Here is a 2,800-nt window from a genome sequence, read left to right as displayed (position 1 = left end):
GGCGAGCTGGTGAAGCAAATGGACCGGGCCGGTGCAGGTTGGCTCCCCGAAGTTTTGGTCGAGTTGTCGGAAAATCCGTCCAAGTACTCGCACTCTGACATCTGCGAGATGGCTAGGATGGCGACGAAATGAATGTCCGCTTCCGACCCATAGCGGACCTTGGGGTAAGCGATGGGCTGTGGCAGACTTTCGCGATGAGTTCATGCAGGGAGGCGGTCAGAGCATGGCAACGATTTTGGATTTTGCGTGTGCCGGCACGTTCAGCGCCGGCCTTATCATCACGATCTTCAACAAGGCCATTTCCGACGGCGCTCGCAATTGGGCGGCAAGGCTAGCCTGGGCGCTCATCGGCACGGCCTTCGGCATCTATGTCTTCGGCTGTATCCGCGGGATGCTGTATTCGCTTGATGCCGGTGTCGTGGTCGCCGGAAGTCGTGGTGGAGGGAGGGCTACCTTCCATCGTGACGAGCATCCGTTGCTCTTCGGAATCACGTTTCTCGGGCTCACCTGCGCAACGGGAGTCATTGCCTTCCTTTCAATCGTTTGTCTATGGAAGGCAGTAAAAAAGGACTGAAATCCGATTTGTTTGATGATGACGACGCATGTCCGCTTTCGACTGCGACTTCAGGCGGTCGACGCAACACACTATAGACGCGCAAGCGTAAGGAGTGTTGCCCATGGCTATGCCCCGGAAGCATTTCACGGAAGCAGATCGGACGCTGATTTGGGACCGATGGCAGCGCGGTGAGTCGCTGCATCAGATCGCCCAGCGGTTGGCCACCCGCCATTCCTCGATACGTCAGGTTTTGGTGCGAACCGGCGGAATCAGGCCGCCATCACGCCATCGTCCTGCACGCGCCCTGACCTTGGCCGAGCGGGAAGAGATATCCCGCTCGGTGGCACTGGGACGTTCGCTGCGATCCGTCGCCGAGCAGCTTCACCGAGCGCCTTCCACGGTTAGTCGCGAGATCCAGCGTAACGGCGGGCGCGAACGATATCGAGCCAACCGAGCCGACGAGCGTGCCTGGGATTGTGCCTGCCGCCCTAAGCGCTGCAAGTTGCGCATTCATCCTATGCTGGCCAAGCGCGTGGCTGCCAAGTTGCAACAACAATGGTCGCCGGTGCAAATTGCCAGTTGGCTAAAGAAGCGATCCAAGGGCCATGAGGAGCGTCAGGTGTCGCACGAGACCATCTACCGCAGTCTCTTCATCCAGGCCCGCGGTGCCTTAAAAAAGGATCTATTGGTGCATCTTCGGCGCTCTCGCGCCATGCGGCGGTCGCGCCACCACACGCAAAAGACGGCCAATCACGGCCAACTCACGGACATGGTTTCCATCCGTGAGCGACCGGCCGAGGTCGAGGACCGGGCCGTGCCCGGCCATTGGGAAGGCGATCTGCTGATGGGTAGCTACCACAGCCAGATCGCCACGCTGGTGGAACGGCGCACGCGCTACGTCATGCTGGTAAAGGTGCCGAGCAAAGACACCAAGACCGTGATCGATGCACTGATCAAACACGCGCACAAGTTACCTCGCGAGCTCTACCGGTCGTTGACCTGGGATCGCGGCAAAGAGATGGGCGAGCATCGACGCTTCACGCTGGCCACGGATATCCAGGTGTACTTTTGTGATCCGCAGCATCCGTGGCAGCGTGGCTCGAACGAGAATACCAACGGCCTGCTCCGTCAGTACTTCCCGAAGGGCACTGACCTGTCGGGCTACTCGCAGGCTAAGCTTGATGCGGTTGCGCGGCGGCTCAATGAACGGCCGCGGCAAACGTTGGATTTCGATACACCGGCCGAACGATTCCAGCAATGTGTTGCAACGACCGGCTGAAGTCGCAACCCATAGCGGACCCTACTGATTGCGGGTATTTCAACTTAGCTGCGATCTGAGATCGAACGACAGGGATGCAAAAGGGGAAGCAAATGAGAGGTTTATGGTTGCTGCTCTACGCGGCGCTGTTCGCTATAAGTCTGTTAGCTAGCGCAGGCGCATTTGGTGAGGAAGACCTCTCGCGCGCCAACATCGACTGGTACTTTGTGGCCTTCTCTTTGCTTGGCTTCTTTGTATTTCCCTCCCTAGCTATGTGGCAGGCGCGCTCAAAGAGGTTGACGCCTGTTCCACGCCCGTCCTTACTTCGCGGTATTCGGGGTGGATGGTGGAGTGATCCTCTCCAGTGGCTGCGAATCTCCGGTCTGTCACTGGGTGCGGCATTTTTGGGTGCCCTGGTTAACGCGAGGGGTGCCACTGGCCAGAGCGAGATGGCTATCTATTGGAAGGGGGCTATGGCACTCGGCTTAGTCATGGGTGAGTTGCTGGCTCGCAACGCATTTCGCAAAGACATAGCGAATTGACACCTGAAGGGTCCGCTATCGACCCAAAGCAGACATCTACGAAAAGGATCTCCTGCAGTGTGTCGACCGTTTACGTTGCTCTTTTGAACGAGGGGACCACCGTATGGCGCCCCGTTCAAGCACGTTGTTTAGCCGACTCGAGGTTCGTGCTGCTTGGGATAGTTCCAAGCCAAGAGGAATGGCAGTTTTTGCCTGGCCAGACAGTCGAGTGTGAAGTGCGGACCATGTCAGGCGAAGAAGCGCTTGTGGCTGTTAGTTTGACCAAAGAAGAATAGGTCTGGGTAAGGTCCGCTTCCGACCCAAAGCGGACGCTCATCGTGCCGAGTCTTGTCTTGAAGCAAGCCCAAGGGGAGGGCTCATGTTTCTCTGGTTGACGCCTGTTGTAGTGGCCGTCCTTCTGGGTGTTGTCTCGTTCCTGTCCAGGCGAGAACAGAAAGGTGCGCA

Annotated in this window: 2 protein-coding genes; both read left to right on the top strand. The window is 58.0% G+C overall.

Going from position 1 to position 2,800, the window contains the following annotated elements; translation table 11 throughout:
* The first annotated feature begins 223 nt into the window (after positions 1 to 223).
* Complete coding sequence (locus AC1DMY_RS20800; RefSeq protein ID WP_441605661.1) at positions 224 to 574, top strand: hypothetical protein; 351 nt, start codon at positions 224 to 226, stop codon at positions 572 to 574.
* A gap of 109 nt (positions 575 to 683) precedes the next feature.
* Positions 684 to 1,835, top strand: coding sequence for an IS30 family transposase (locus AC1DMY_RS20795; protein ID WP_477166746.1), 1,152 nt, complete (start codon positions 684 to 686; stop codon positions 1,833 to 1,835).
* Positions 1,836 to 2,800 lie beyond the last annotated feature (965 nt).

Source organism: Dyella sp. 01L423 (genome assembly GCF_056399945.1).
Note: the sequence above shows the minus strand (reverse complement) of the source record. Positions and strands in the feature narration are given on the sequence as shown.